The sequence below is a fragment of the Myxococcus sp. MH1 genome (assembly GCF_059738865.1).
Genome location: NZ_AP026947.1, coordinates 5,354,460 through 5,381,412, shown reverse-complemented (window position 1 = coordinate 5,381,412; position 26,953 = coordinate 5,354,460). Strand labels below are relative to the sequence as shown.

The window sequence follows — 26,953 nt, the reverse complement described above, 5'->3', positions numbered from 1 at the left end:
GAAGTCGAGGCTCGGGCCGACGGAGTGCGGGGTGTGCGTGCTGGGGCCCGACGAGCGAAACGGCGAACCCGGCGGAGTGGGCTGCTGGACGATGCCAGCACGGCGGTCTAAGGGGGAGTTCCGGATGTCCTGGGGTTTACGACGGGGCGTCACGACAGTGGGCGCCTCGGCGCGCCGGAGAATGCATTGATGATGCGTTTATTCCTGGTGGGTGTAGGGCTGCTGACACTTTCGATGACGGGTTGCAAGAGCAAGACCTCGACCAACGAAGGGGGGCTCCGGGTCTTCATCACGTATGCGACCTTCCGGCCACAGTGCCTGACGCTCGCCGTGGAAGATCGCCGGGAGCCGACGCGCCGGGAGTCGGGCGTGGTGACGGTGAACGCGGAGGCCCGGAGCGACACGCGCGTCGGCGTCATCCTGAAGCAGGCGGGCTGGAGTCCGGACCTCCGGGTGATCGCCGAGGCACACGAGGGCTCGTGCGAGGGTCCCGTCATCGCCCGGCAGTCCGCGGAGGTGCAGTTTCCCGAGGAGAACCTGACGGACCTGAAGCTGGATCTGCGCGCCGAGGACCTGGACGACGACGGCTTCTTCGCCATGAAGGGCGACTACCCGGGCACCGACTGCGACGACGCGCGCCCGGACGTGCACCCCGGCGCCACCGAGGTGTGCGACGGCGTGGACAACAACTGTGTCGCGGGCGAGAGCGATGCGCCCGGAAGTGTCCAGTACTGGGTGGACGTGGATGGGGATGGCTACGGGGATGCGAGCGCCGCGCCCCAGACCGGCTGCGCGGCGCCGGTGGGCTTCGCGACGCGCGCGGGCGACTGCGACGACGAGGACATCCTCGTGCATCCGGGCCAGTCGGAGTTCCGCTGCGACGGCAAGGACGACAACTGCGATGGCACCCCGGACAACGACGCGTTCAACGTGGGCGCGAGCTGCGTCACGGCCCAGCGCTGCGCGGGAACACGGCAGTGTCAGTCCGCGGAGGTGGCGGACTGCGTCAGCGCGCTGGTGCCCGAGGAGTACTTCGCGGATGACGACGGTGACGGCCAGGGTGGCCCCACGCTGGGGTTGAGCTGCACTCCACCCGAGCCTGGCGCGGTGACGGAGTCCGGTGACTGCGACGAGGGCTCGGAGCAGGTGTCCGAGAGCGGCACCGAGGTCTGCGACCGCCTGGACAACGACTGCGCCGGTGGGGTGGACAACGGGCTGCCGAGCTGCGGCGCGGTGTCCTGGAACGAGCGGACGGTGCTCAACGACACGAGCGCGCGGTTCGACGCGGTGGCCAACTATCAAGCGGAACGGGGCTGGCTGGCCGGCAGGAGCGGTCGCGTCGTCCATGTGGCCGGCAACACCTTCACGGCCGCGACGAACTGCGCGGGCGACTGGCGGTCCGCATGGGCCGCGCCGAACGGACGCGTGTTCCTGGGCTCGAGCGACGGACGGTTCGCCACGTCGATGCCCGGCGAGCTCAACACCGCCTGCGAGACCCGCCCCAGTGGCCAGCCGGGCTCCATCAACGGGCTGGTGGGCTTCCCGGACCCGGAGAGCAACGTCTTCACCGTCTATGGCGTCTCCAGCGGGGGGCACGTCGTGTCCTGGAGCTACGACCATGGCGCCTCGGGGAACCAGCCGGACCCGACGATCATCACCCGATTCGCGGCGAACCTGCGGGACATCCACGGCCTGAGCGCCGAGGCGTTGGTGGTGGTCGGCGCGGAGACGGTGAACGGCGAACAGCATCCGGTGGCCTGGAGCTCGCCCCAGACGGGGACGACCTGGACCCGCGAGGCGCTGGGCCTCCCCGAGACCACCACGGGCTACCTCAACGCGGTCCAGGTGCTCACCCCCCACATGCTCTACGTGGCGGGTGATCACGGCCTGCTCCTGGAGAAGGCGCGAGGCACGTGGACCCAGAAGCCGGCGCTGACGGTGAACGGAGGCACGGTGCCGAACCTGCGGGACATCGTCGCGTTCGGCCGCACGGGCATCTACGCGGCGTCGTCGGAGGTGGATGATCTCCACTTCTTCAACGGCGTCGCGTGGAGCACCGTCGCCACCCCGTCGGAGACGGTGAACGCGCTGGGCGGCTTCGGCCCGGGCGAGGTCTGGGCCGCCGGCCACGACGGCCTGCTCACGCGCTGGAAGCCCTGAGCGGCGGGAGCCGGGTTCCACCATGGACCTGCGTGCGGAAGGCCTGACGGTGAGGCATGGCGCGCGCACCGTGCTCGCGGAGGTGGCGTGCGCGCTGCCTCCGGGCACACAGGCGGTGGTGCTGGGCCGCTCGGGCGCGGGCAAGACGACGCTGCTGAAGGCCTTCGCGGGGCTGTCGCCCGCGTTCAGCGGACGCGTCCTGTGGGATGGCCAGGACGTGGCGGGCCTGTCCGCCGCCGAGCGCCGCGCGCGGCAGGCCTCGTTCGGCATGGTGTTCCAGACGGACGCGCTGTTCGACTCGCTGACGGTGCGCCAGAACGTCCTCTTCCCGCTCACGCGTCGGCGCGTGCCCCACGACGAGGCGCAGGCGCGCGCGGACGAGGTGCTCGGCGCCGTGGGCCTGACGGACGCGGCGGACACGCTGCCGGAGCGGCTGTCCGGAGGCATGAAGAAGCGCGCGGGGCTGGCGCGGGCCTTGGCGGCGCGTCCGTCGGTGCTGCTGGCGGATGACCCCTTCGCGGGCCTGGACCCGGGCACGGCGCGGCAGGTGGCGCGGGTGCTGCTGGAGGTCTCGCGCGGAGGCACGCTGCTGGTCGCCGCGCCCGAGGCGCCGGTGGACCTTCCCCTGCCCCGCTGGCTCTACCTGCGAGGCGGGCGGTTGATATACGACGGGGCACCCGCGCCGGAGCTGGAGCGCGAACAGGACGAGGTGCTCCCGTGAGCCCATCGCCGCGCGTCGAGAGCCCCGGGCTGAGGACCGTGCGTGGCGCGGGCGCGGTGGGGCTGGAGGCGGTGCGCGGCGCGGGCGCGCTGGCCCTCGTCGCGGCGCGCACGGTGCTGGGACTGCCGCGGCTGGAGCGACGCGAGCTGGCGCGGGCGCTGGTGCAGTTCGGCTACGACTCGCTGCCCCTGGCCCTGGCCACCGCGGCGCTGGCGGGCGTCATCGTCGTGCTGCAGTCGGGGCTGTACATCCAGCGCTTCGGGGCGCGGGCGTTCCTCGGGTGGGCCGCGGGCTACGGGGTGCTGTGGGAGTTCGGTCCGCTGCTCTTGGGGCTCATCATGTCCGCGCGCATCGGCGCGAGGAACGCGGCGGAGCTGGCCACCATGCAGGTGGGCGGGCAGAGTGAAGGGCTGCGCGGCATCGGCCTGGACCCCTTCGCCATCCTCGTGGCGCCGCGCGTGGTGGCGATGGAGCTGAGCATGCTCGCGATGAGCACCTTCACGTTCCTGGTGGCCATCCTGTTCGAGGCCCTGGCCGCGCTGCTCACCCTGGACCTGCCGCTGCGGACGTTCTTCGGGACCTTCGCGCACATGCTGAGCCCGCTGGACATCCTGGGCGGCGTGCTGAAGACGGGGGCCTTCGGCCTGGCCATCTCGCTGGTGTCCACGGCGGTGGGGCTGTCCGCGCGGGGAGGCGCCCAGGCGGTGGGACGCGCGGCGGCGAGCGCGGTGGTGCGCGGGTGCGCGGCCATCTTCCTGCTCGACTTCGTGCTCACGCTCGTGCTCGCCGGGTGGATGACATGAACCGGGTGCTGCGCTTCTTCGGCGCGCCGGTGGTGCTGTTCGCGCGCACGACGCGGGCGGGGCTGCGCGAGGGCGTGTCCTGGCGCGAGTCGCTGGTGCAGCTCCACGAGCTGGGTGGGCGCAGCGTGTGGCTGGTGATGACCGGCATGGCGTTCTTCGGGGCGGTGCTGGTGACCATCGCCAACAGCCAGGCGCGGCGCTTCGTGGGCAACGTGGCCGTGCTGGGGCCCGCGTACTTCGAGCTGCTGATTCGCGAGCTGGGGCCGGTGGTGTCCGCGCTCTTGACGGCGTCCCGCGCCGGGGCGAGCCACGCGGCGGAGCTGTCCACCATGAGCGTCAACGAGCAGGTGGAGGCGCTGGAGATGTCGGCGGGGGACCCCTACTCGGACCTGGTGGCGCCGCGCGTGGTGGCGGGCGTCCTGGGTGTGCCGCTGCTCAGCCTGTTGGGGACGGTGGCCGCGACCCTGTCCGCCGCGGCGGTGGCGGGGCTCGTCTTCGGCGTGGATGGCCGGGCCTTCATGGACCCGCGCTACGTGGATGGCTGGGACCTGCTCGCCGCGGGGCTGAAGGCCGTGGCGTGCGGGCTGTACATCCCGCTGGCGGCGGCCGTCGCGGGCCTGGGCGCGCGAGGAGGCGCGGAGGCCGTGGGCGAGGCGACCACCGACGGCGTCGTCGCCGCGAGCCTGGGGTGTCTGTTGATCGACCTGGCCGTGTCCCTCGCCTTCCACCTCGTGCGCCTGTGATTGCGGACGACGCCCCTCCGGACACGCTGCGCTTCACGGACGTGCGCGTCGCGTTCGAGGGGGGGCGGCGCGTGCTGGACGGCGTGACGGCGGAGGTGTCCACGCGGGGGCTGACCTTCATCGCGGGCGCGAGCGGCTCGGGCAAGAGCGTGCTGTGTCGGATGGCGGTGGGCCTGCTGCGGCCGGACTCGGGCAGCGTGGAGCTGTGGGGCGAGCGCGTGGACACGCGGCCGGAGCGGGAGCTGGTGAAGCTGCGGCGCCGGGCGCCGTACCTGGTCCAGGGCCCCGCCCTGCTCGACTGGCGCACGCTCCGGGAGAACGTGTGGCTGGCGGACCCGACGGCTCCCGCGGAGGCCGTGGAGTCCGCGCTGGAGCAGGTGGGGCTGCTCGAGTGGGCGGACCGGCTGCCGCCCGAGCTGGGGCCCGGCGCGAAGAAGCGGACCGCCATCGCGCGGGCGCTGGTGCTCTCACCGCGCTACCTGCTGCTCGACGAGCCCACCACGGGGCTGGACCGGCGCGCGGCGACGCAGGTGGAAGAGGTCATGGCCTCGCTGAAGGCGCGAGGGCTGGGCGGTCTGGTGGTGACGCATGACTATCGCCAGCTGCGGGGGCTGGCGGACCGGGTGTTGGTGGTGGCCCAGGGGAAGTGCGCGTACCTGGGGCCGCCCGAGGGTTTCCTGGAGTCCTCCGCGCCGGAGCTTCGCGTGCTGACGGCGCCGTTCATGGAGGGTGCGACGGATGGATGAGCGACGGTTGGAATTGAAGGTGGGCGCCCTGGTGCTGGCGGCGGTGATGGGCGTGCTGGTGTTGCTGTGGTTGATGGGCGAGCTGTCGCTCGGCTCCAGCACGGTGCTGCCGGTGGACTTCGGCCACACGGGCAACGTGGTGGAGGGGGCGCCGGTGAAGCTGGGCGGCGTGCAGGTGGGGCGCGTGCAGGCCATCCGGCTGATGCCGGAGCGTCGGGATGCCCAGGGCCGTCCCCTGCCCGTCCGGATGGAGCTGGCGGTGTCGCCGGAGTCGCTCGGCGCGCTGCGCTCGGATGCGCGGGTGACGGTGGCGACGGTGGGCCTGCTGGGCGAGCCCTACCTGGAGGTGAACCCGGGCACGCAGTCGAGCGCGCTGCCCGCGGGCCAGGCCGTGCGCGGCACGGATGCGCCCCGGCTGGACCTGCTGGCGGAGAAGCTCTCGCGCTTCATCGAGATGTTCTCCGAGATGCTGGAGAAGGACCCGGAGGCGGTGACGGGGCTGGTGGCGAACATCTCGCGGCTGACGCGGACGCTGGACGAGGTGCTGACGGAGAACCGGGGTGACGTGAAGGTGCTGGCCTCCGAGCTGGCGGCGGCGTCGAAGGACCTGCGCCAGCTCTCACAGCTCGCGCGCGAGGCGCTCCAGCCGGGAGGCAAGGCGGCGCGACTGCTCGACGATGCGGCGGCGACGGCGGCGGTGCTGAGGGGCGAGCTGCCCGGGCTGACGAAGTCCGCGGGCACGACGCTGGATGGGCTCGCGGCCCTCACCGGCTCCCTGGGGCCCGAGGACGGGCAGCGCGTGAAGCTGGCGCTGGAGAAGCTCACGGCCGCGGCGGGACAGCTCGACAGCATCGCGGCCCGCGCGGACCGGGTGCTGGCCCGGATCGAGGCCGGAGAAGGCACGGCGGGCGCGGTCCTGCAGGATCCCACGCTGTATGACGAGCTCAGAACGCTCGTCACGGATCTGCGCAAGCACCCGTGGAAGATCCTCTGGAAGGACTGACGTGACGCCTTGCCGTGACACGGCGAGAGGGCCCCGGTAGGAACCCAGACCATGTCTCGAAGCTATGAGGACCTGGAGGCGGAAGCCGCGAGCGTTTCGGTGGAGGGCTGGGACTTCTCCTGGCTCGACGGACGCGCGACCGAGCAGCGGCCCTCCTGGGGCTACCAGAAGCAGCTGGGCGCGAGGATGGCCCGAGCCTCGGCGGCGCTCGACATCCAGACCGGCGGCGGTGAGGTGCTCGCGGGCGTGGCGCCCCTGCCCCGCCTCATCGTGGCCACCGAGTCCTGGCCTCCCAATGTCGCCAAGGCCACCCGACTGCTCCATCCCCGGGGTGTCGTGGTGGTGGCGGACCCGGACGAGCCTCCCCTGCCCTTCGCGGATGAGGCCTTCGACCTGGTCGTCAGCCGCCATCCCGTGACGACGTGGTGGCGGGAGATCTCCCGTGTCCTGCAACCGGGCGGGACCTACTTCTCGCAGCAGGTCGGCCCCGCGAGTGTCTTCGAGCTGGTGGAGTACTTCCTCGGGCCGCTCCCGGCGGAGGTCCACCGCAAGCGGCACCCCGACGATGCACGTGCGGAGGCCGAGGCCGCGGGGCTCGAGGTCATCGACCTGCGCCTGGAGCACCTTCGCACCGAGTTCTTCGACATCGGCGCGGTCATCTACTTCCTGCGCAAGGTCATCTGGATGGTCCCGGGCTTCACCGTGGACCAGTACCGCCCCCAACTGCGAGCCCTGCACGAGCGCCTCCAACGAGGTGGCCCCTTCGTCGCGACCACGACGCGCTTCCTCGTCGAGGCGAGGAAGCCGTCATAGCCTTCGATGTCACGAGGCCAGCGCGCCTCGGCGTCAGGGCGAGTAGGTCGACATCCACGCATCGATGTCGTGCCCCGCCGTAGCACGTCCCAGCTCGAATCCCCTCCCGGTGCTCCGACACGTCACGCCCACAGCCCAGGATGATGCTCGCGACGACGAGCGCCACCCACTGCCTCCCGCAACGCATTGAATGGGCCATGCCCTGAGTCTTGGCACGCGACAAACCAGACTCCTTGACCGAGGCAATCACTTTCGTCCGGCGCACGACTTCGCGAGGTGGCAGTCTTCCCCTGTCCGACGTGGCCTCCGGAGTTCCTGCTCCCTCGTTCCAGTGACGCCAACCGGGCCGGTTCCCGGCATGATGAGGCCGTGGGCGCCCGGGAGCCGAACGTCGGTGAAGGCGCGTCCCACGTCCGTCCCGGGAATCGCGCGCCATGTTCCGACGTCTGGTGGTCGTCTTCGATGCAGGCTCCGAGTCCGAGCACGTCCTCCACGCGGTGCGGCGGCTGACGTCCGAGCCCGAGGCCGTCTACCTGTACGGCCTGGTCCCCGAGCGCAGCGAGCTGGATGCGCCGCCCCCCACGAGCCTCACCGTGCTGGACCGGCTCCGGCACACGCTCCAGGACTGGAGCCCCGCCATCCAGGTCACCGGCGCACTGGAGACCCATCTCGACATCAGCGACCTGGTCCAGGTCTCGCGCCGACACGGCGCCGGGCTCGTCGTGCTCGGCCCCCTGCTGGACACGTCTCCCAGGGCCCGGGTGGGCGCGATGCTGCGGCTCGTCCTCCGGGAGCACCTGCCCGTGCTCTCCCTGGGGCGCGCGCCGGACACGGCCAGCACCGAGCCCTCACGCATGGCCCTGGCCATCGCGCCCGATGGCCGGGGACTCGGAGCCGTGGCCAGCTTCCTGTCCCACTGCGCCCAGCCCTCGGAGCTCATCGCGCTCACCACGGGCCTGGCGCCGGAGCAGACCGGAGAGCTCCAGGCGCTCTCGAAGGCGCTGGGCATCACCCAGACGCTGCTCGTCGAGTCCCTCACCGCGAACGCCGCCAGCAGCCGTGCGGAGGCCTTCGACGACGTCGCCCTGCGCTCGGGCGCGGGACTGCTCGTCGTCCCCACCGACTCCCTCGCGGACCTGGAGGCCCTGTACGTCGGGATGACGGGCGCCCGCGCGCTCCAGGAAGCCCGCGTCCCCACCCTCCTCCTGCCGCGAACCCAGACGGGGCTGACGCTCTTCGAGGACCACCCCGCCGTCTCCGATGCGCTGGTGGCTCCCGGCCTGGCCCCGCGCTTCGCCGTCGAGCGCGTCGGCCTCCTGTCGAGCGTCAGCCTCCTGGAGCCGGGCCTCGTGACGGTGTTCGCGAATGGCGCCGCGCTCGGCGAGGTCCGTTACCAGGGAGGCACCGCCATCCTCGACGCCGCGTGGCTCGGGCACCTGCGCGGGCTGCATCCCCTGGCGTTCTCCTTCTCGGACACCTCCGCCTCGCGGGAGCTGGTGCCCGGCTACGTGCTCGCCCCGGACAAGCCGCTGCTGCTGGTCGACAGCCTCGTCGAGGAGGACACGCTGCTCGCCGTCCGCGAGCTCGCCGAGGACCGGTGCCACCTGGTCTTCGTGCGGATGCGGGACAGCGACTCGCTCGACGAACAGCGCGCGCGGCTGCGTGAGCACCTGCCCGACCTGGCGTGGCCCCTGCTGCTCGACGCCAGCGCGTGGCTCGACGATGCGCGGGCGGACGACGTGCCCCGACAGGTCGATGGACAGCGACTCCTGCGCGTCGCCACCCGACTCGCCGCCGCGCACGTCCCCATCGCCGCGGTCATCACCCGCGACACCTACAAGCCCGTCCACCCCGCCATCCGCACGCTCAGCCCCGAGGAGTGCGAGGCCCTGCCCCGGAACACGCCCCTGGAGCCGCTCCCCCTCCCGTCCGAGCAGGATGCCTGGGCCCGGGACCTGACGCTCGCCGGATGCAGCCCGCGCATGGCAGGCCATCACATCGACTTCGAGCTCGACAACGCCCAGGCCCGCGAATCGGTCCTGGCCGCCATCGACGGGGCGCGGACCACCGTCCATTGGCAGTGCTACATCGTCGAGGACGACCCCATCACCGCCCGCATCACCGAGGCGCTGAAGCGGGCCGCCACCCGAGGTGTCCGCGTGCGCTTCCTCGCCGACGCGCTCTACAGCGGGCACGACTCCTTCGGCGCGCTCAACCCCGCCCTCGTCGGTCTCTCCGGGACACCCAACGTCGAGGTGCGCGCGATTGCTCCGCTCGTCGGAGGCCCCAACCTCTACGAGCTCAAGCAGCGCAACCATCGCAAGCTCACGCTCGTCGACTCCACGCATGCGTTCGTCTCGGGTCGGAACCTCGGCGCGCCGTACTACACGGGCTTCGACGAGGTGCCGCTGCGCCGGGATACACACTACCGCGACATCCCCTGGCTCGACTGCGGCGCGAGACTGGAAGGCCCGCTGGTCACCGACCTGGAGCGCGCGTTCCTCGCGGAGTGGACCCGCGCGGGCGGCGAGCCGTTTCCCCTGACGCCCTCCGCGCCGGCGGGGACGATGGCGGCCCGAATCGCCCTGCACGAGGGACTCAAGGACACGCACACCCTGGACACGCAGCTCGCGCTCATCCGCCATGCGCGCTCACGGCTGGTCCTGGTGAACACCTTCCCCCTGCTGCTCGAAATCCAGAACGCGCTCATCGCCGCCCTGAAGCGCGGTGTCCGCGTGGAGGTCCTCTTCGGCAGCGTGCGGCCCCATCACGGCGACGCGCGGACCTACTTCCCCGGGGGCGCGATTCGAGAGGTGGCGGACCGCTACGTCCGCAGCCGCCTGGACGCGGTCATCGCCGAGGGCGGCATCGCCCACGAGCTGGCGCTGCCCTCGCGACCCGGTTGGGAGCCGGAGCTGGAGCGCCTCTTCCCCCACGTCCACGCCAAGCTCCTCGTGTGCGACACCCGGGCCGTCGCGGTGGGCAGCGCCAACCTGGACGTCACCGCCGCCTACTGGGAGAGCGAGGCCCTGCTCGTCGTCGAGGACACCCCCTTCACCGAGCGGATGCTGGCGGCGCTCGAGGCCCTCTTCGCCACCTCGCGCCGCATCGACCGGGAAGACCCGCGGTGGCGCGAAGAGGTCGAACAGCGCGCCTGGGTCGGCCGCAACTGGCCCTCGCTCGTCGGCTGAAGGCTCAACGCCCGGTCAGCCGTCGGCTGCCCACCGCGTCGCTGCGCCGTCCGGCGCGCGGATGCGCCATGCTGGAGTCCCCCATGGCCCCGCCTCCCGACACCTTCTGCTTCGCCGCCGTGGGCGACGTGCACGGCCGGATGGACCGGATGGTGTCCACCCTCCAGTCCTGGGCGAAGAGCGCGAACCGGGAGCTGGCCTTCGTCCTCCAGGTCGGCGACTTCGAGCCGCACCGCGACGAGGCGGACCTGGCGACGATGGCCGCCCCCGCCCGCTACAAGCACCTGGGCGACTTCGCGCACTACCACCAGAAGCGTCGGCGCTTCCCCTGGCCCGTGTACTTCATCGGCGGCAACCACGAGCCCCACGGCTACCTGGACACGGCCCCCGAGGGCTTCCTGCTCACCTCCAACTGCCGCTACCTGGGCCGCGTCGGCGTCGTGGAGACCCGCGGCCTGCGCATCGCCGGCCTCTCCGGCATCCACGACGCCCCCGGCTTCCAGATGCCCCACCCCGCCCTGTCCCTGCTCGGCACCGTCTCCAACAAGGACTATGCGTGTTTCAACGAGCAGGACATCGAGCAGGCCCTGGGGCTGGAGCGGGCGGACATCCTGCTCGTCCATGACTGGCCCTCCGGCCTCGTCGCCGCCGAGGACCGCCAGGACTTCGAGCACCAGCGCCGCAGCCCCCATGCGGACGCGGTGGGCAATGAGTACGCCCGACTGGTGGCCGAGGCGCTCCAGCCCCGGCTCGTCCTCTGCGGCCACCTGCACAAACGCTATCGGGCCACCTTGAAGTGGGCCTCCGGCGCGGAGTCCCCGGTCTGCTGTCTGGCGAGCGTGGAGCAGGGCGCGGAGGCCTTCGCCCTCTTCCAGGTCTCCCGGGGCGCCATCCAGGAGGTCACCCACCTGGGCACACTGCCTGTCCGCTGAGGCCGACACGCACGCCTGGGCGATAGATGTGGGACAGAACGGCGATTCTTCGAGGCACGAGGGCGGAGGCCGGTGGTACAAGCCCCGCGTGACTTCCGCACCGCCGTCCTCGCCCCCCGACGCCACCTTCGAATCCCTGGGCCTCAAGCCCCAGCTCGTGGAGGCGCTCACCGCCCTCGGATACGAGGAGCCCACGCCCATCCAGAACGCCTCCCTGCCGCCGCTGCTCGCCGGCAAGGACCTGCTGGGCATCGCCGCCACCGGCACCGGCAAGACGGCGGCCTTCGCCCTCCCGCTGCTGCACCACCTGGTTCCAGGAGAGGCCGGCCCCCACGCCACCTCCGCGCTGGTGCTCGTGCCCACGCGCGAATTGGCCATGCAGGTCTCCGAGGCCATCCACCGCTACGGCCAGAAGCTCGGCGCCACCGTGCTGCCCCTCTATGGTGGACAGGTCATCGGCCAGCAGCTGCGCGTGCTCAAGCGGGGCGTGGACGTCGTCGTCGCCACCCCGGGCCGCGCACTGGACCACCTGCGCCGGGGCACGCTGCAGCTCGACAACGTGCGCACCGTGGTGCTCGACGAGGCCGACGAGATGCTCGACATGGGCTTCGCCGATGACCTCGAGGCCATCCTGTCCGGCACGCCCGAGGACCGCCAGACGGCCCTCTTCTCCGCCACCCTGCCGCCGCGCATCGCCAGCATCGCCGAGCGCCACCTGCGCCAGCCGGTGCGCGTGCGCATCGCCAAGGAGAAGGTGGAGCCGGGCGAGCTGCCGCGCATCCGCCAGACGGCGTACATCGTCCCGCGCGCGTTCAAGATCGCCGCGCTCGGGCGCCTGCTCGACGTGGAGTCCCCCACCGCCGCCATCATCTTCTGCCGCACGCGCACGGAGGTGGATGACCTCACCGTGTCGCTCAACGGCCGGGGCTGGCGCGCGCACGCGCTCCACGGCGGCATGACGCAGGAGCAGCGGGACAGGGTCATCAAGCAGCTGAAGTCCCACGGCACGGACCTGCTCGTGGCCACGGACGTGGCGGCGCGCGGCCTGGACATCCCGCGCCTGTCCCACGTGGTGAACTTCGACGTGCCCAACGCCCCGGAGGCGTACGTGCACCGCATCGGCCGCACGGGCCGCGCCGGCCGCGAGGGCGTGGCCATCACCCTGGTGGAGCCGCGCGAGGCCCGGCTCGTGCGCAACATCGAGAAGGTCACCGGCCAGCGCATCCAGGTGTCCACCGTCCCCACCGTGGCGGACCTGCGCGCCAAGCGGCAGGAGCTCCTGCGCGCCACCCTGCGCGAGACGCTGGTGGCGGGCGGACAGGACTCGTTCCGGGGGCTGGTGGAGGACCTGGCCAGCGAGTACGAGCCGCTCGACATCGCCGCCGCCGCGGTGAAGCTGCTCCAGGACGCCCAGGACGAGGGCCGCGCGAAGGAGGAGGAGGACATCCCCGCCGTCGCGCCGAAGGAGGACCGCAAGGAGCGCCCCGGCCGTCCCGGTGCTCCCGCGGGCCGCTCCGGTCCTGGCCGTCCCGAGCGCGGGGGACCGCGCCGTGGAGGCCCGGCCCCGACGTGGGACGTCACCCGCCTGTGGATCGGCGCGGGTCGTCAGGCCGGCATGCGCCCCGCGGACCTGGTGGGCGCCATCGCGGGTGAGGCGGGCCTGGACTCGTCGCAGATCGGCGCCATCCAGATTGGCGACGGCTTCTCGCTGGTGGAGGTGCCGGAGCCGGACGCCAACCGCGTCATCGCCGCGCTGAAGGCGGCGACGATTCGCGGCCGCAAGGTCATCGTCCGCAAGGACCGGGGCTGAGCGGACGACTCAGGGCTCCGCCCATTGGCGGAGCAGGTTGTGGTACACGCCCGTCAGCATGACCAGCGAGGGGCTTGAGGGCACCTCCTGGTGGAGCTGGGTGATGGACGCATCCAGGTCGAACAGCAGCGCGCGCTGGGACACGTCGCGCACCATCGACTGAATCCAGAAGAACGACGCCAGCCGCGCGCCCCGCGTCACGGGTGTGACGTGGTGCAGGCTGGTCGCCGGGTAGAGGATGAGGTCCCCCGCCGGCAGCTTCACGGCGTGGTGGCCGTAGGTGTCCTCCACCACCAGCTCGCCCCCGTCATAGCTGTCCGGCTCCGACAGGAAGAGCGTGGCGGACACATCCGTGCGCACGCGCTGACCGGTGCCCGGGATGCGCCGGATGGCGTTGTCCACGTGCGAGCCGAAAGACATGCTCGCGTCATAGCGGTTGAACAGCGGCGGGAAGATGCGCTGGGGCAGCGCGGCGGAGAGGAACATCGCGCTCTTCTCCAGCCCCGCCAGCACCAGCTCCCCCAGCTCGCGCGCGGCGGCGCCGCCCTCGGGGAGCTGGAGGTTCTTCTTCACCTGGCCGGACTGGTGGCCGGCCGTGATCCGGCCGTCCGCCCAGTCCGCCTGCTCCATCACCAGACGGCAATGGGCCACCTCGGAGGCGGTCAGGACCTTCGGGATGTGCAACATCATGACCGCGCTCCTGGGAGACTAGAACCGGTACCGCGCCGTCAGCAGGGCCGACATGCCGTCCGCGGGCACGGCGTGACCGCCGTAGTACTGGTCGTAGTACAGCACGTTGGTGAGGTTGTAGACGTTGAGCTGGAGCTGCGCCTTGCCCAGGGCGTAGCTCGCGAACGCGTCGAAGCGCCAGAAGTTCGGCACGAAGCTGGTGGCCGTGTTGGCGTTCGCCGGGTTGTTGACGCTCGTCACGTCCTGGAAGACGGCGCCGCCGCCGAGCGTGAAGTCCTTGAGCGGCGAGTACGTGGTCCACAGCGAGATGCTGTGGCGCGGCGTGTTCGGGAGCCGCTGACCGATGAGGTACTCGTTGGTGTGCTCCAGGATGGCGGAGTCCATCAGGGTGTAGTTGGCGAGCACCTTCCAGCGCTCGACGATGGTGCCGGCGATGCCGACGTTGAAGCCCTGCACGCGCTGCTCCCCCTGGAGCACCTGCGGCGGCCCCTCCGGGTCCGTGTTGGGCACGCGCGCGTCCGTCTTGCGCACGCGGAACACGGCGGCCGTCAGGCCCAGGCGGTCCTCGAACAGCTCCGCCTTGGCGCCCGCCTCCAGGATGGCGTTCTTCTCCGGGTCCAGGCTCATCGTGTCCGCGGACACCGAGCCCAGCTCCGCGGACGGGCTGGAGGACGTGCCGTACATGCCGTACACGCTGACCTTGTCCACCGGGTGCAGCACCACGCCCGCGCGCCAGTTGAGCGTGTGGTCGCTGTCGCGCAGGCGCGTCTTCGCGCCCGAGGCGGCCACCTGCGAGTAGTCCGTGTTGAACACGTCCCAGCGCAGCGAGCCCAGCACCTCCACGTACTCGCCCAGCTGGAGCTGGTCCGCGGCGTACAGGCCGAGGGTGCGCTGGATGCTCACGCTGGAGCTGGCGAACACCGGGGACACGGCGGACAGGTCCGGCTCCGCGTCGGGGTTGAACAGGTCCGCCGGGAGGTTGGGGCCGGTGGGCAGGCCGGTGGCGTTGAGGTTGTCACGCGCCTGGCCGCGCTTCTCCCAGGACAGGTCGAGCCCCACGTTGGCGGTGTGCTTGATGAACCCCGTCTGGAGTTCACCGCCCACGGTGGCCTGGTTGGAGAGGTAGGAGTTGTCCGTCTCCGTCTGGAAGCGCTGGCGGCCGATGGTCGTCGGGTCCGCGGCGGGCGTGAGGCCGCGCGGCGCGGTGGGGCTGGCGAAGCGGTCCACGCGGCCGAAGCGCAGCGTGTTGGTGAACTGGAGCGAGTCCCCCAGGCCCTGGATGACGCGGGCCGTGGCGACGTGCGCGTCCACCCGCTCCTTGTCGGCCTTCACGCCGTAGAAGTTCTCGCGCGGCACGTCCAGCGTCTCGGGGACGGGGCGGCCGTTGAAGTACGGCACGCCGTAGTCGGGGATGCCGTCCTCGCGCTGGAAGAGGTAGTCGAGCTCCAGCGTGGTGGACTCCGCCATCTTCAGGCGCAGCGACGGGGCGAGGCCCAGGCGGTTGTCACGCACGACGTCGCGGCCCGCGGTGGAGGCGAGCTGGCCCATGGCGTTGACGCGGACCTGGAGGTCGTCGGACAGCACCTGGTTGACGTCCGCCTCCAGGCGGCCCGAGGGCGCGGTGCCGCCGCTGAGGGCGACCTCCTGGAAGTTGGTGCGCTGGGGCTTCTTCGTCGCCAGGTTGATGGCGCCGCCCGCGGAGCCCCGGCCGAAGAGGACGGCGGACGGACCGAAGTAGGCCTCCACGCCCTCCAGGTTGAACGTGTCGCGCGTGAACCAGCCCAGGTCGCGCGCGCCGTCGCGGGAGATGTCGTTCTGCGCGGAGAAGCCCCGCAGGATGAACGCGTCACCCTGACGGCCCCCCTCGCCGGCGCTCATGGTGATGCCGGAGACGTTGCGCAGCGCGTCCCGCACGGACGTGGCCTGCTGCTCCTCGAGCACGGCCTCCGAGACCACCGTCACCGACTGCGGCGTGTTGACCAGCGCGCGCTGGGCGCGGGGCAGCGAGCTCTCGCGGACCTGGTAGCCCTCCGCCTCCGCCTGCACCTCGACGGTGGGCAGCGTGAAGTGGCCCTCGGTGCCCTGCGTCCCGGGCGCCTCGCCCTGCGCGGGCTGCGCGTCCTGGGGCTGCGCGACGACGGACTCCTCCGCGGCCACCGGCTCCGGAGCGACGGCCGGCTCCTGGGCCACCGCGCCACCCGCGGCCAGCGCGGAGGCGAGCCCCACCGCTGGCCCCCACGGCTTCAGCGCCGCGCGGACGCCTCCGACATGACCAACGCTCGTTCGAATCCCCGGGCTGCGTGACTTGCTGAAAGACATGGCGCTCCCCACTCCCCGACCCTCACGGGTCGTCTCGGATGTATCTTGAGAATGACTGCGATTTTCAAAGTCGGAATTGATGACGCCCGAGGGCATCGCGGGAACCTCGCCCGCCCGGTGCGATGGAACCTAGACGGGGGTCTCCGACGCGCCCGTGGCCACGGGCTCGGTGTGGCGCGGCTGGCGCTTCGGGAAGAAGCGACGCCACGACAGGGCGAAGCCGGTCCACACGAGGAAGACGCCACCGAGCGAGGCGATGGCGGCGATGAGCTGGCCGGGCCAGCCGAGCGCCTCGCCGGTGTGGAGGAAGCGCAGCCAGGTGCGGACCTTGCGGCCGCTGTTGAAGTCGGCGTAGCCCTCGCGCTTGGCGACCTCGCCCGAGAAGGGATTCAGCGCGTACTGCGTGGCGGCGAAGTACGGCCAGCCGTCCTCCACCTTCACGTTGAAGTTGACGGTGTCCACCTTGCCGTCGGACTTGCCCGCATCGTCAGGGCCGCGACGCTGGGGCCTGGCACCGGGAGCGGACTCGTTGCCGGCTCGCTGCGCGACTTCGGCAACCGGAGCCTTGCCCTCACCGTCACCTCTCGGTGCACCCGGCGCATTGCCACCCGCCCCGCGCGGAGGCGACGGCAGCCGGTACGTGATGCTCTCCCACGTCGGGGCCTGCCCCTGCACCACGGCCAGCAGCGAACCAAGGTCCTTGCGCGCGGCGTCCTCGGACGGAGGCGCCACCTTCACGGCCGCCGAGCCCGGTCCCTGCTGCGCCGGAGGGGCGTTGCCCGTCAGCGTGTACACGAAGTCGGACGCCCACTTGTACGAGATGACCATGCCCGACGCCGTGAGGACGATGAGCACGGGCAGCGTCCAGAAGCCGATGACGTTGTGCCAGTTGAAGTCGCGCGGCTTGCCCTTCAGCCCCCGCCGGAACCACAGCACCGGACGCACCGTCTTCAGCGTCCACTTGCGAGGCCACCACAGGTACAGGCCGGAGATGGCCAGGAACAGGAAGCCCGCGTTGCACGCGCCGGTGATGGCCTTGCCCACCGCGCGGTTGTCGCCGCCCAGCGCGATCCACCGGTGCCACTCCACCATCACCTGGAAGAACGAGCGCCAGCCCTTCGCCGAACTCTCACGCACCTCGCCCGTGTACGGGTTCACGAACACCACGCCCGCGCGTCCCAGCGCCACCTGCGTCGCCGAGGTCTCCGACGGGAACACCGTCACACCCGACACCTGCGCGTCCGGCTTCGCGTCGCGAACCTTGGCGATCATCTCCTCGAGCGACAGCCGCGTCGTCCCCGGCCCGGGAGCGGACACGGTGCGCGCCTCGGAGTCCGCCCAGTCGAGCACCTGGTGCTCGAAGGCGATGGCCACCCCCGTCACCGACATGATGGCGACGACGATGCCCACCACGACTCCAACGACGAGATGAATCCAGAACAGCGTCTTGCGAAACGGGAGGGCCATGGGCTGCTTCACTTCAACGAGAACTGAACGGGGAGCTCGAGGATGACACGCACGGGACGCCCCAGTCGGCCGATGGCCGGCGTGAAGCGCCACCGGTTGACGGCGGAGATGGCCGCCGCGTCGAGCGACGGAATCGAGCGGATGACGCGCGTGTGCTCCGTCTCCACCTCGCCATCCGTGCCGACGATGATTCGCACCAGCACCAGCCCCTGGATGCCGTCGCTCCGCGCACGTCGCGGATATTCGGGACGGGGCTGCTTCAACACCGCCGGAGCCCGCAGGACCTGCCCAAGCCCCACCGCGTCCCCCGCGCCGCCGGACGCGCCGACGATGCCGCCCTGCACGCCACCCTCCACCCCACCCGCGACACCGCCCGCCACCACCGGCCCGGGCCCCGACTCCGTCCGGGCGCCCGAGTCCGACTCCGGCAACGACTCATCCTGGGCGACGGCCGGCGACTCCTCGGGCTTGGGCGGCTCGACGACCTCCGGCTTCGGCTCCGGCAGGGGCTGGGGCACCACCGCCCGAGGCTCCACCACCGGGCGCGCCACCCGGGCTCGCGCGGCGCGCTCCTTCGCCGCCTGCCGCGGCTGTCCACCCGAGGCCGGCGGCGGCGGCCTGAAGGTCAGCAGCACCAGCTCCGGCTCGGGCTCCACCACCCGCTCCACCGGGTGCGCCGCGAACGCCAGCCCGGCGGCCAGCCCACCCGCGTGGACCGCCACCGCCACCGCCAGCGCACGTCCCCACCGGGACCCGACGCCCACGCCCTCCGACGACTCGCCCATCCGGAAGAGGGTTCCGGACGGAGTCGCGACACCCGAGGTGGGGGCCTCGGCGGAGACTGCGTGAGCGCCGATATTGAGAATCATTCTCATTATCTGAAGTTCCCCAGAAGTACGCCTCTCGGGGAGCGTCGTCAACGCACCGCGCGCGAAGTCGCGAAATTTTCCACACAGGCTGATAGCGCCCGTACCGCGAGCGGAAAGAGCACCCGGACACCCCTCAAAGGCGCGTGTAGCTCCAGCTCACCGCGCGGCCGCCGGAGTACGGCATCACGCCATGAAACACGCGGGGGTCCTCGTCGAAGACGAGCGGCAGGAAGTGCCTGTCACCGTCCCACATGGGCAGCCGAGGCAGCTCGGTGAGGGGAACCCAGGACAGCGTGCCCTCGGCGTTGCGCTCCAGCGGGGTGCCCTCGAAGGCGTCGATGCGGAAGACGAAGCCGAGCCAGTCCTCGCCCTGCTTGCCGAAGCCGGGCCAGGAGAGCGTGCCGCGCAGGACCATGCGGGTGCACTCGATGCCGGCCTCCTCGCGAATCTCGCGGCGCATGCAGGCGGCCACGTCCTCGTCGCGCTCCATCTTCCCACCCAGGCCGTTGTACTTGCCCAGGTGCGCGTCCTCCGGCCTCGCGTTGCGGTGGATGAGCAGCACGCGGCGCTGATCCGGCGACATCACGTAGCCCAGGGTGCCGATGATGGGTGAATAGGGCATGGCCCGCTCCTCATGACGCCGCGCGAGGAGAGCTCGCCCGGGCGGAGCGCTTCATAGCGGATCCGCCGACGGGCCACGGCCCGAGCCTGCGTCCGAGAGGGGCCCCCTGTTGGCACCCTGCCCCACCGCCCCTCTGACGGCCCCCTGCTCCTGCCCGTCTTTACGAGAGTCGACGCGACGCGTTAGCGTAGAGCCACACAGCGATGACCTCCCGCGTCAGGCGGGAAAGGGGAAGTTGATGACCGCGATCCTCCCCGGCCGGTACGGCCTCTATGAGCCCGAGACCGAACACGACGCCTGCGGGGTGGGCTTCGTGGCCCACCTGCGAGGTGAGCGCTCTCGAGGAATCGTCGAGGACGCGCTGGAGCTGCTCAACCGGCTGAGTCACCGGGCGGCGGCGGGGAAGGATCCACGGACGGGCGACGGCGCCGGCATCCTGGTGCAGTTGCCGCACCGCTTCTTCGAGCACGAGGCGCCGGACCTGGGCTTCGAGCTGCCCCCGCGTCGGCAGTACGGCGTGGCGCAGGTGTTCCTGCCCAAGGAGGTGGACGCGAGGGCCGCGTGTGAGGCGGCGCTCGAGGAGGTGGTGGCCGAAGAGGGCCAGCGCGTGCTGGGCTGGCGCGACGTGCCGGTGGCGCCCGAGCACCTGGGGCCGGTGGCGCTGGAGGCCGCGCCAGTCATCCGGCAGCTCTTCATCGCGCGGCGGCGCGTGGTACCCAGCGCCTTCGAGCGCAAGCTCTACCGCATCCGCAAGCTGACGGAGAACCGCGTGCAGGCGCGCGGCGTGGACCCCAAGGGCCGCTTCCACATCGCCAGCCTCTCGTCGGAGACGCTCATCTACAAGGGCCTGCTCCTGCCCGCGGACCTGCCGCGCTTCTTCCTGGACCTGCAGCACACCGAGTTCGTCAGCGCGCTGGGGCTGGTGCACTCGCGATTCTCCACGAACACGTTCCCCACGTGGGAGCTGGCGCAGCCGTTCCGCTTCATCGCGCACAACGGCGAAATCAATACGCTGCGTGGCAACCGCAACTGGATGACGGCGCGGCGCGGGCTGCTCCAGACGGCGCGGCTGGGCGGGAGCCTGGAGCCGCTGTGGCCCATCATCGTCCCGGGCAAGAGCGACTCGGCGCAGTTCGACAACATGGTGGAGCTGCTCTACCTGGGCGGGCGCACCCTGCCCCACGCGATGATGATGATGATTCCGGAGGCGTGGGAGGGCGACGCACTGATGTCGGACGAGAAGCGCGCGTTCTACGAGTACTCCTCCGCGCTGCTGGAGCCGTGGGACGGGCCCGCGGCCATCGCCTTCACGGACGGGCAGCTCATCGGCGCGACGTTGGACCGCAATGGCCTGCGGCCGGCGCGCTACCTCGTCACCGAGGATGACCGCATCATCCTGGCCTCGGAGATGGGGGTCATCGACGTGCCGCCCGCGCAGGTGCGCCGCAAGGGGCGCCTGACGCCGGGCCGCATGCTGCTGGTGGACACCACCGAGGGACGCATCCTCGAGGACGAGGAGGTGAAGCGGGACATCAGCACACGCTGGCCGTACCGCAAGTGGCTGGAGCGCAACGTCTTCACCTTCGACGACCTGCCCACCGTGGCCGCGCCGGAGCGGCTGCGCGGCGACGAGCTGACGCGGCTGCAGGGGGCGTTCGGCTACACGGTGGAGGACATCCGCACGGTGCTGACGCCCATGGCGGAGACGGGCAAGGAGCCCGTGGGCTCCATGGGCACGGACACGCCGCTCGCGGTGCTCAGCGACCAGGCCCCGAGCCTCTTCTCGTACTTCCACCAGCTCTTCGCGCAGGTGACCAACCCGCCCATCGATCCGCTGCGCGAGAAGCTGGTGATGACGCTGGCCACGGCGCTGGGCCCGGAGAGCAACACCTTCGAGGAGACGCCGGAGCAGTGCCACCGGCTGTCGCTGCCCGGCCCCATCCTCACCAACGGGCAGCTCGCGAGGCTCGCGAGCATCCGGGGCGAGGGCCTGTTCGAGACGCGGCGCCTGTCGCTGCTCTACCCGCTGGAGGGTGGCGAGGGCGCGCTGGAGGACGCGGTGGAGAAGCTGTGCGCCGCGGCGGTGGACGCCGTGGACGCGGGCGCGAGCATCCTGCTCTTGAGCGACCGGGGCGTGGACGTCACGCACGCGGCGATTCCCGCGCTCTTGGCCATGTCGGCGGTGCACCAGCGCCTGGTGCGTGACGGCATCCGCATGTACACGGGCCTGTTGCTGGAGACGGCGGAGGCGCGTGAGGTGCATCACTTCGCCTGCCTCTTCAGCTACGGCGCGGCGGCGGTGAATCCATACCTCGCGCTGGACACGGTGCGAGCGCTGGCGGACGCGGGCGAGCTGGGCGTGGACGCGGAGAAGGCGCAGGACCTCTACGTCCACGCGGTGGAGGAAGGACTGATGAAGGTGATGTCCAAGATGGGCATCTCCACGCTCCAATCCTACCGGGGCTCGCAGCTCTTCGAGGCGGTGGGGCTCGAGCGCGGGCTCATCGAGCGGCACTTCACCGGCACGTCCTCGCGCGTGGAGGGCGTGGGCCTGCCCGAGCTGGGGCGCGAGGTGGCGGAGCGACATGCCCGGGGCTTCGAGCAGCCCGAGGGCGAGCTGCCCCTGGGAGGCCAGTACCGGTGGCGGCGCCAGGGTGAGCGACACAAGTGGAACCCGGCCACCATCGCGAAGCTCCAGGCGGCGGTGCGCGGCAACGACGCGGCGCTGTTCACCGAGTACTCGCGACTGGCGGACGACGAGACGCGCGAGCACTGCAACCTGCGCGGGCTGTTGGAGATCTCGACGGAGCGCTGTCAACCGGTGGCCCTCGATGAGGTCGAGTCGGCGCTGTCGCTCGCGCGTCGGTTCGTCACGGGCGCCATGTCGTTCGGCTCCATCAGCGCGGAGGCCCACGAGACCTTGGCCATCGCGATGAACCGGCTGGGTGGGCGCTCGAACAGCGGCGAGGGTGGCGAGGAGTCGCGTCGCTACTCGCCGGACGACGACGGCAACCTGCGCCGCAGCGCCATCAAGCAGGTGGCGAGCGCGCGCTTCGGCGTCACCACCGAGTACCTGGTGAACGCGGACGAGCTGCAGATCAAGGTCGCCCAGGGCGCGAAGCCCGGTGAGGGCGGCCAGCTCCCGGGACACAAGGTGGACGAGCGCATCGCGCGCGTGCGTTGGTCCACGCCGGGCGTGACGCTCATCTCCCCTCCCCCGCACCACGACATCTATTCCATCGAGGACCTGGCGCAGCTCATCTACGACCTCCAGTCCGCGAACCCATCGGCGCGGGTGAGCGTGAAGCTGGTGAGCGAGGTGGGCGTGGGGACCATCGCCGCGGGCGTGGCCAAGGCGGGCGCGGGCTGCGTCGTCGTCTCGGGCTATGAGGGAGGCACGGGTGCGTCCCCCATCTCGAGCATCCACCACGCGGGGCTGCCGTGGGAGCTGGGGTTGGCGGAGACGCAGCAGGTGCTGGTGCACAACGGCTTGCGCTCGCGCATCCGCGTCCAGGTGGATGGAGGCCTGCGCACCGCGCGCGACGTGCTGGTGGCCGCGCTCCTGGGAGCCGAGGAGTTCGGCATGGCCACCGCGAGCCTCGTGGCCGTGGGCTGCGTGATGCTGCGCAAGTGCCATCTCAATACGTGCTCGGCGGGCATCGCCACGCAGGATGGCGCGCTGCGCGAGCGCTTCCAGGGCAAGCCCGAGGACGTGGTGAACTTCTTCCTGCTCATCGCGGAGGACCTGCGCCGGAAGATGGCGGAGCTCGGGGCGCGGAGCCTGGAGGAGCTGGTGGGCCGGGTGGACCTCTTGCGCCAGCGCGCGTCGGTGGACCACTGGAAGGCGCGGCGGGTGGACCTGTCCGCGCTGCTGGCGGCTCCGGCCGCTCCGGAGAGCGAGCCTCGGCACTGCGTCGAGGCCCGGTCCAAGGACGTGTCGGACCACCTGGACCACGAGCTGCTGCGGGACGCGAAGGCCGTGCTGGAGGGCGGCCCGGCGATGCTGCTGACGCGGCCGGTGAGCAACACGCACCGCGCGGTGGGGACGATGCTCTCCGGCGAGATTGCGCGGAGGCATGGCGCGCGAGGGCTGCCGGATGGGCGGCTGCACGTGCGGCTGAAGGGCTCGGCGGGACAGAGCTTCGGTGCGTTCCTGGTGTCCGGCGTCACGTTGGAACTGGAGGGCGACGCGAACGACTACGTGGGCAAGGGGCTGTCGGGTGGGCGCATCATCGTCTACCCGCACGCGTCGAGCCGGTTCGTGGCCGAGGAGAACGTGCTGGTGGGCAACACGGCGCTCTACGGCGCGACGGCGGGCGAGGTGTACCTGCGCGGGCTCGCGGGTGAGCGCTTCGCGGTGCGCAACAGCGGCGCGCAGGCGGTGGTGGAGGGCGTGGGGGACCACGGCTGCGAGTACATGACGGGCGGCGTGGTGGTGGTGCTGGGGCCCACGGGCCGCAACTTCGCGGCGGGCATGAGCGGCGGCACGGCGTACGTGTTGGACCGGGAGATGGCCTTCCGGCAGCGGTGCAATCTGGAGATGGTGGAGCTGGAGTCGTTGGTGGACGAGTCGGAGATCTGGCTCGTGCACGGGATGATCGAGCGGCACCTGCGGCATACACACAGCTCGCTGGCGCGGCGGGTGCTCGACAACTGGGAGCTGATGGTGCCCCGGTTCGTGAAGGTGATGCCGACGGACTACAAGCGTGTGCTGCAGGCGCGGCGCGCGGCGAAGAAGCCCCCGGAGACCTCGGTGGGTGCGCAGCTCCAACACGTCGTGGGCGGGAGGGGCTGAGCCATGGGCAAGCCGACCGGATTCACTGAGTGGGGCCGCGTCCACGCGCCGAAGCGGGACAAGCAGGAGCGGCTCGGGGACTACCGCGAGTTCGCGCTGCCGCTCGCGGCCGAGGAGGCGAAGCGACAGGCCGGACGCTGCATGGACTGTGGTGTCCCCTTCTGTCACCAGGGTTGTCCCCTGGGGAACCTCATCCCGGACTTCAACGAGGCCGTGTACCGGGGCCGCTGGCGCGAGGCGTATGAGCTGCTGAGCCGCACCAACGGGTTCCCGGAGATGACGGGGCGGCTGTGCCCCGCGCCGTGCGAGGCGGCGTGTGTGCTCGCCATCGACCGGGACGCGGTGACGATCGAGCAGATGGAGAAGGAGATCTCCGAGCGGGCGTTCGCGGAGGGCTGGGTGAAGCCTCGGCAGCCGGCTCGGAGGACGGGGCGAACGGTGGGCGTGGTGGGCTCGGGGCCCGCGGGCTTGGCGGCGGCGGCGCAGCTCAACGCGGCCGGGCACACCGTCACGGTGTACGAGCGGGATGCGCACGTCGGCGGCTTGCTGCGCTACGGCATCCCGGACTTCAAGCTGGAGAAGTCCGTGGTGGAGCGTCGGATTGCATTGATGGAGGCGGAGGGCGTGGTGTTCCGCACGGGGGTGGACGTGGGGGGCTCGGTGAGCTTCCGCGAGCTGCGCGGGCGGCATGACGCGCTGCTGCTGGCGATGGGGGCGCGAAGGGCGCGAGAGCTGGAGGTGGAGGGCCGCGAGCTGTCCGGGGTGGTGCAGGCGATGGAGTACCTCGAACACCAGAACCGGCTCGTGGGTGGGCACGGCGAGGCGCAGGCGCGGTTGGATGCGTCGGGGAGGAACGTGGTGATCCTGGGCGGTGGTGACACGGGCTCGGATTGTCTGGGCACGGCGCTGCGCCAGGGCGCGAAGAGCGTGCGGCAGGTGGAGCTGTTCCCGGCGCCACCTGTGATTCGCTCGGCGGAGAACCCGTGGCCCCGGTGGCCGGTGGTGTTCCGGACGTCGTCGAGTCAGGAGGAAGGCGGCGAGCGCGCGTTCGCGATGATGACGAAGCGGCTGGAGGGGACGGAGGGGAAGCTGGAGAGACTGCACGCGGTGAAGGTGGAGGTGCAGCGCTCCGTGGGTGGAGGGACGAGGCTCGTGGAGGTGCCGGGCTCGGAGACGACGCTCGAGGTGGACCTGTTGATCCTCGCGATGGGGTTCACGGGGCCGGAGACCACGGGGCTCGAGGAGCTGGGCGTGGCGATTTCGCCGAGAGGCACGGTGCAGGTGGACTCACGCTTCGCCACGTCGGCGGAGGGTGTCTACGGCGCGGGTGACGCGAGCCGAGGAGCCAGCCTCATCGTCTGGGCGTTGTCAGACGGACGGGAGGCCGCGAAGTCCATCGACGCGTACCTGTCCGGCGGTGTCTCCGTGTTGCCGACACGCGGCGCGGACAGTCCGTTCTGAGCAGGTTGGGCACCTAGGTGACCGAGGTCATCACGGCTCGAAGGTCTGTAGCTCCAGTCCACCCGTGACAAGCTCGGCCACCGTGACGCGTTGGTCCAGCCTTTCCACCGGACAGCCCCACAGCGCGACGATGGCGCGGTCCAACTTGCGAGCCAGCGCGTTCGCGGAGCGCGCATGCGCGGACAACTCCTCTGCCACCACGGAGGCCAGAGGATGAAGCTCCACCGGCATCCGCGAGCGGTCGAGAGTCAACTGATACGGGTCCCCGGCCAGCGCTCCCGAGCCGACCTCTGGCAAACCCAACATCCGACTGCGCATCCACCAGGAGCGACCCAAGGCATCATCCCAATCGGGCTCGCCGACGACGCCGAGCGCCCGAAGCAGTTCGGGCCCCGAGGTCAGTTCCTGAATCGCTCGCCGCTGCGGCAGCGCCCCGAGGCCAAACCGCTCGAACAACACGTCCCCCAGCGAGCGATACCACCCCGCGAGTTCCTCGTGCTGGCCCGCATGCATCCAGGCCAGCGCCGAGCCGATTGTGACGAGGTCCGCGGGCTCCAGTACCTCCGACTCGAAGAGGTACCGGTAGTCCCGGGGAACGAAGGGCGTCAGCGAGGCCGTGAGCGAATCAGGGATGAGAGACATATCCGGCCCCGCCCTGCGAAGGGCAACAGGTGTCTGCTACTCCAGCACCCGCTCCAACCTCATGTCGTCGACCCACAAGACCCAGTCGGGTCCCGGACCGCTGCGTGAACGCTCGATACACACCATCGCCGTGGCGTCACCACTCTTCTCCACGACGAAGGTCCGGGTCATGACCTGCCAGGAGGTATCGACGCCCTCACCCACTGAGGAGAAGTACAGATCAGCCCAGCCCAAATCTGGCATCTTCGACTCCAACCGAATGAAGTTGCCGTTCGAATAATCCTCTGGGAGCGAGGGGTCCGGTCGGCCGAACGCCTCTCGCATGTAGCGGAACGAGAGGCGGTAGCGAGCTCCCTGCACGAGGAGCTTCCCCGGAATGCGCTGCTTGATCCCATCGAAAATGTTCGAGAAGTTGCCCGTGCCGCGCACGGAGCGCGTTCCCGAATAGGCCCGCTCATCACTCACGACCCATTGCTGGTCCGGGCCCAGCGTGAACCCCGTGGGCGTCGAGCCGACAGCGAACTCCTCGAAGTCGCCACCCTGCACCAGGTTCACATTGGGCATCGGCAGACGCTTGATGTTGCTGCCCGCCAGTCGCCCGAAGTCATTCATCACGAAGAGCCGGTAGAAGAAGACGTCACCGGGACGTACGTCCTCGTCCACGAACTCCGTCTCCCCCGGCACCATGCCCACGTACACCAGCGTGCCCGTGGACTCATCGAGCGCGGCGCTCTTCGCCCGGTACAACTTGTACTCACGGAAGTCCGCGCCCGAGTACGGGTTCCACGACAGCCGGACGGTGCCGGCATCGACGACCACGGGCTCCTGGAGGCGCGTGGGCCGCGGCAACCGCAGCTCCGCCGTGACGTCCACCTCCGCCATGAAGCGCTGCTCGTTGAGCGCCCCATCCTCCGCCTGATAACGCGCGGTGATCTCGTGTCGCCCCGAGGGAGCGCTCAGCTTGAAGCGCCCATCCGCGTCCGTCTCCGTGCTCGCGCTCGGCGATTCGGTCAGGTACACGAGCGCGCCCTGCACGGGCTGCCCTTCCTGCGTCACCCGGCCCACGAGCCCATCACTCGTCCCACCGCAGGCCAGTACCACCACGGCACACGCCACCATCCCGACTAGCTTCAATCGCATTGTGTCCTCGACTCCGGCCCCGGCTG

The 26,953-nt window shown here is 71.1% G+C and carries 19 protein-coding genes; 12 read left to right on the top strand and 7 right to left on the bottom strand.

Features of this window, described 5'->3' with window-relative positions; translation table 11 throughout:
- Positions 1-189 precede the first annotated feature (189 nt).
- The 10 genes from AC6JA9_RS21240 to AC6JA9_RS21195 all read left to right on the top strand — a co-directional run bounded on the left by AC6JA9_RS21240 (position 190) and on the right by AC6JA9_RS21195 (position 12,922).
- On the top strand, positions 190-2,160 hold the full coding sequence (locus AC6JA9_RS21240) for a putative metal-binding motif-containing protein (protein WP_223783248.1): 1,971 nt from the start codon (positions 190-192) through the stop codon (positions 2,158-2,160).
- A 22-nt stretch (positions 2,161-2,182) separates the two neighbouring features.
- Positions 2,183-2,881 (top strand): ABC transporter ATP-binding protein, encoded by a 699-nt coding sequence (locus AC6JA9_RS21235; protein ID WP_223783247.1) that lies wholly within the window; start codon positions 2,183-2,185, stop codon positions 2,879-2,881.
- Complete coding sequence (locus AC6JA9_RS21230) at positions 2,878-3,684, top strand: MlaE family ABC transporter permease (protein WP_497960603.1); 807 nt, start codon at positions 2,878-2,880, stop codon at positions 3,682-3,684. The genes AC6JA9_RS21235 and AC6JA9_RS21230 overlap by 4 nt, the downstream gene beginning before the upstream one ends.
- Positions 3,681-4,427, top strand: a complete 747-nt coding sequence (locus AC6JA9_RS21225; RefSeq protein WP_141324091.1) for an MlaE family ABC transporter permease — start codon at positions 3,681-3,683, stop codon at positions 4,425-4,427. Before AC6JA9_RS21230 ends, AC6JA9_RS21225 begins: the two co-directional genes overlap by 4 nt.
- Positions 4,427-5,173, top strand: a complete 747-nt coding sequence (locus tag AC6JA9_RS21220; protein WP_370640374.1) for an ABC transporter ATP-binding protein — start codon at positions 4,427-4,429, stop codon at positions 5,171-5,173. Before AC6JA9_RS21225 ends, AC6JA9_RS21220 begins: the two co-directional genes overlap by 1 nt.
- Positions 5,166-6,176 (top strand): MlaD family protein, encoded by a 1,011-nt coding sequence (locus AC6JA9_RS21215; protein ID WP_497960601.1) that lies wholly within the window; start codon positions 5,166-5,168, stop codon positions 6,174-6,176. The genes AC6JA9_RS21220 and AC6JA9_RS21215 overlap by 8 nt, the downstream gene beginning before the upstream one ends.
- Before the next feature lie 51 nt (positions 6,177-6,227).
- Positions 6,228-6,989: a class I SAM-dependent methyltransferase gene (locus AC6JA9_RS21210; RefSeq protein WP_223748682.1), complete on the top strand. Its 762-nt coding sequence runs from the start codon at positions 6,228-6,230 to the stop codon at positions 6,987-6,989.
- Positions 6,990-7,423: 434 nt separating this feature from the next.
- Positions 7,424-10,180: a phospholipase D-like domain-containing protein gene (locus tag AC6JA9_RS21205; RefSeq protein ID WP_497960598.1), complete on the top strand. Its 2,757-nt coding sequence runs from the start codon at positions 7,424-7,426 to the stop codon at positions 10,178-10,180.
- A gap of 83 nt (positions 10,181-10,263) precedes the next feature.
- Positions 10,264-11,112 (top strand): metallophosphoesterase, encoded by an 849-nt coding sequence (locus AC6JA9_RS21200; RefSeq protein ID WP_497960596.1) that lies wholly within the window; start codon positions 10,264-10,266, stop codon positions 11,110-11,112.
- 88 nt (positions 11,113-11,200) lie between these two features.
- Positions 11,201-12,922 carry a DEAD/DEAH box helicase gene (locus AC6JA9_RS21195; RefSeq protein WP_223748685.1) on the top strand — a complete coding sequence of 574 codons (1,722 nt, stop codon included), beginning with the start codon at positions 11,201-11,203 and terminating at the stop codon, positions 12,920-12,922.
- Positions 12,923-12,931: 9 nt separating this feature from the next.
- Here the strand turns inward: AC6JA9_RS21195 and AC6JA9_RS21190 are convergent, their stop codons facing one another.
- The 5 genes from AC6JA9_RS21190 to AC6JA9_RS21170 all read right to left on the bottom strand — a co-directional run bounded on the left by AC6JA9_RS21190 (position 12,932) and on the right by AC6JA9_RS21170 (position 18,889).
- Positions 12,932-13,612, bottom strand: a complete 681-nt coding sequence (locus tag AC6JA9_RS21190) for a Fe2+-dependent dioxygenase (protein WP_497960594.1) — start codon at positions 13,610-13,612, stop codon at positions 12,932-12,934.
- Positions 13,613-13,630: 18 nt separating this feature from the next.
- The gene (locus AC6JA9_RS21185) at positions 13,631-15,931 is read right to left on the bottom strand and encodes a TonB-dependent receptor (RefSeq protein WP_267701064.1); all 2,301 of its coding nucleotides are present in this window, start codon (positions 15,929-15,931) and stop codon (positions 13,631-13,633) included.
- Between the two features lie 129 nt (positions 15,932-16,060).
- The gene (locus tag AC6JA9_RS21180) at positions 16,061-17,398 is read right to left on the bottom strand and encodes a PepSY-associated TM helix domain-containing protein (protein ID WP_497960592.1); all 1,338 of its coding nucleotides are present in this window, start codon (positions 17,396-17,398) and stop codon (positions 16,061-16,063) included.
- 8 nt (positions 17,399-17,406) lie between these two features.
- On the bottom strand, positions 17,407-18,267 hold the full coding sequence (locus AC6JA9_RS21175) for an energy transducer TonB (protein WP_473565448.1): 861 nt from the start codon (positions 18,265-18,267) through the stop codon (positions 17,407-17,409).
- Between the two features lie 133 nt (positions 18,268-18,400).
- Positions 18,401-18,889 (bottom strand): NUDIX hydrolase, encoded by a 489-nt coding sequence (locus AC6JA9_RS21170; protein ID WP_223748690.1) that lies wholly within the window; start codon positions 18,887-18,889, stop codon positions 18,401-18,403.
- A 238-nt stretch (positions 18,890-19,127) separates the two neighbouring features.
- On the opposite strand from AC6JA9_RS21170, the gene gltB reads away from it, so the two are divergent.
- A complete protein-coding gene (gene gltB / locus AC6JA9_RS21165) occupies positions 19,128-23,684 on the top strand; it encodes a glutamate synthase large subunit (protein WP_248542737.1) in 4,557 nt (1,518 codons plus the stop codon).
- 3 nt (positions 23,685-23,687) lie between these two features.
- Positions 23,688-25,145, top strand: a complete 1,458-nt coding sequence (locus tag AC6JA9_RS21160; RefSeq protein ID WP_248542738.1) for a glutamate synthase subunit beta — start codon at positions 23,688-23,690, stop codon at positions 25,143-25,145.
- A 30-nt stretch (positions 25,146-25,175) separates the two neighbouring features.
- Here the strand turns inward: AC6JA9_RS21160 and AC6JA9_RS21155 are convergent, their stop codons facing one another.
- Complete coding sequence (locus AC6JA9_RS21155) at positions 25,176-25,787, bottom strand: hypothetical protein (protein WP_248542739.1); 612 nt, start codon at positions 25,785-25,787, stop codon at positions 25,176-25,178.
- Positions 25,788-25,823: 36 nt separating this feature from the next.
- Entirely contained in the window at positions 25,824-26,927 is a 1,104-nt protein-coding gene (locus AC6JA9_RS21150) for a carboxypeptidase-like regulatory domain-containing protein (protein WP_267701069.1), read from the bottom strand.
- Positions 26,928-26,953: the final 26 nt, after the last annotated feature.

Excerpts from the sequence above, each read along its gene's own strand:
- AC6JA9_RS21240 (WP_223783248.1), top strand. The coding sequence starts at position 190 with ATGATGCGTTTATTCCTGGTGGGTGTAGGGCTGCTGACACTTTCGATG.
- AC6JA9_RS21235 (WP_223783247.1), top strand. The coding sequence starts at position 2,183 with ATGGACCTGCGTGCGGAAGGCCTGACGGTGAGGCATGGCGCGCGCACC.
- AC6JA9_RS21225 (WP_141324091.1), top strand. The coding sequence starts at position 3,681 with ATGAACCGGGTGCTGCGCTTCTTCGGCGCGCCGGTGGTGCTGTTCGCG.
- AC6JA9_RS21215 (WP_497960601.1), top strand. The coding sequence starts at position 5,166 with ATGGATGAGCGACGGTTGGAATTGAAGGTGGGCGCCCTGGTGCTGGCG.
- AC6JA9_RS21210 (WP_223748682.1), top strand. The coding sequence starts at position 6,228 with ATGTCTCGAAGCTATGAGGACCTGGAGGCGGAAGCCGCGAGCGTTTCG.
- AC6JA9_RS21205 (WP_497960598.1), top strand. The coding sequence starts at position 7,424 with ATGTTCCGACGTCTGGTGGTCGTCTTCGATGCAGGCTCCGAGTCCGAG.
- AC6JA9_RS21200 (WP_497960596.1), top strand. The coding sequence starts at position 10,264 with ATGGCCCCGCCTCCCGACACCTTCTGCTTCGCCGCCGTGGGCGACGTG.
- AC6JA9_RS21190 (WP_497960594.1), bottom strand. The coding sequence starts at position 13,612 with ATGATGTTGCACATCCCGAAGGTCCTGACCGCCTCCGAGGTGGCCCAT.
- AC6JA9_RS21185 (WP_267701064.1), bottom strand. The coding sequence starts at position 15,931 with ATGTCTTTCAGCAAGTCACGCAGCCCGGGGATTCGAACGAGCGTTGGT.
- AC6JA9_RS21180 (WP_497960592.1), bottom strand. The coding sequence starts at position 17,398 with ATGGCCCTCCCGTTTCGCAAGACGCTGTTCTGGATTCATCTCGTCGTT.
- AC6JA9_RS21175 (WP_473565448.1), bottom strand. The coding sequence starts at position 18,267 with ATGATTCTCAATATCGGCGCTCACGCAGTCTCCGCCGAGGCCCCCACC.
- AC6JA9_RS21170 (WP_223748690.1), bottom strand. The coding sequence starts at position 18,889 with ATGCCCTATTCACCCATCATCGGCACCCTGGGCTACGTGATGTCGCCG.
- gltB (WP_248542737.1), top strand. The coding sequence starts at position 19,128 with ATGACCGCGATCCTCCCCGGCCGGTACGGCCTCTATGAGCCCGAGACC.
- AC6JA9_RS21160 (WP_248542738.1), top strand. The coding sequence starts at position 23,688 with ATGGGCAAGCCGACCGGATTCACTGAGTGGGGCCGCGTCCACGCGCCG.
- AC6JA9_RS21155 (WP_248542739.1), bottom strand. The coding sequence starts at position 25,787 with ATGTCTCTCATCCCTGATTCGCTCACGGCCTCGCTGACGCCCTTCGTT.
- AC6JA9_RS21150 (WP_267701069.1), bottom strand. The coding sequence starts at position 26,927 with ATGCGATTGAAGCTAGTCGGGATGGTGGCGTGTGCCGTGGTGGTACTG.